Consider the following 1,391-nt stretch of genomic DNA (forward strand, 5'->3'; position numbering starts at 1 on the left):
AAGACGAAACAAGTTGGCCAACAGGGAGAGTCTTACAAAATAATATGATAAAAAGGAGAGGTTTTTATGGCAATTGAAGTTGTAGATACTTATTATACAGAAGAAATTTTAACAAAAGCAGAAGTAAAAGAACTTAGAAAAGAGGTTCAGCCCTTACTACAAGAAGAAGCAGATTTACAAGCACCTTGGTACGTCCAACTGGCAAGTATATTTTGCAACACATTAAGTACAATATTAACAGAATTGGGGATAATTCAATTGATATCAGAAAATTATTTAGCAACTACTGGAGGAACAGCTGAAGAACAATTTTGGGGTTATTTAGAAATAGAAGATACTATGGAGGAAATTGGAGCCGACTTAGTAAAAGTTAGACACAGAAACGAGTATATAAAAATTTATATCGAAGGAGAAGTGGCCTATGAAGGATGGTCAGTAGTGAATACACCAGATGCCCAAGCATATCATGTTAATGGTGGTTGGAGATTATAATAAAAAACAAGACACCATGTTCATTTTATGAACATGCCCCTGTCAAGTAGACAGTGGAAAAAAATAAAAATCACTATGACATCAATCATTTAATTATGGTTGATGTCATTTTTTATGATGCTTGTTTTTTTATATTATTGTAAATCCTAGTTTAGTTGTTTAAATAAGTAAAATCATGGTATAATGTGTTTGTATGTTATTTTTCATTAAATAGTGGAAGGAGCTATAGAAATTGCAAAGGGAAAAGATTTGGGGAAATAAATTTATATGTCTTCTATCAATTTTATTATTAACAGTATTAACAACTGGATGTGGCAAATTTCCTATAAATAATTCTGTTAATGAATATAGTTTAGACGAATATCTAAAAGTCAATAATTATGATTATGTGCTAGGAACAAAAATAATTGTAAATGAAAATACTGAAATTAAAGATAAATATAAGTTTAAAGAAAGAGAAGATACTGATAAATATTTAATAAACGAACTACTGACTTATTTTAATTCTTTTGAATATATAGAAGATGAAAATGTAACTAAGGGTTCTAATACTATTTATGAGTTTAAATTTAAAAACAATAGTAGTTATGAGCGAATAATAATACAAGTAAAAAGTAACAGGGAGATAGATTTTATTAAATTTGGAGGCAGAACAGTACAAGAGGAAAAACGCATTCTTATGCATTTGCAAACAAAGAAAGAGAAAATTGATATAGATTATATAGATGAATTGTATAATTCTCTTTCAAGAGAATTTAGACCATAATAAACATATACATGGTCATAATGACATATGACAATAATCTGTTTATTTTGTTCATGAAATTTAATTACATGCAAATCGAGTAGGAGGTAGATAATTATTTTATCTACCGACCTCTCACACCACCGTACGTACC

Annotated in this window: 2 protein-coding genes; both read left to right on the plus strand. The window is 28.8% G+C overall.

Translation table 11 applies throughout. The annotated features are described in order from the left end of the window. The first annotated feature begins 66 nt into the window (after positions 1-66). Positions 67-492: a hypothetical protein gene (locus L21TH_RS09795; RefSeq protein WP_006315033.1), complete on the plus strand. Its 426-nt coding sequence runs from the start codon at positions 67-69 to the stop codon at positions 490-492. A gap of 232 nt (positions 493-724) precedes the next feature. Then, positions 725-1,258 carry a hypothetical protein gene (locus tag L21TH_RS09800; protein WP_006315034.1) on the plus strand — a complete coding sequence of 178 codons (534 nt, stop codon included), beginning with the start codon at positions 725-727 and terminating at the stop codon, positions 1,256-1,258. Positions 1,259-1,391 lie beyond the last annotated feature (133 nt).

Source organism: Caldisalinibacter kiritimatiensis (assembly GCF_000387765.1).
Taxonomy (GTDB): domain Bacteria; phylum Bacillota; class Clostridia; order Tissierellales; family Caldisalinibacteraceae; genus Caldisalinibacter; species Caldisalinibacter kiritimatiensis.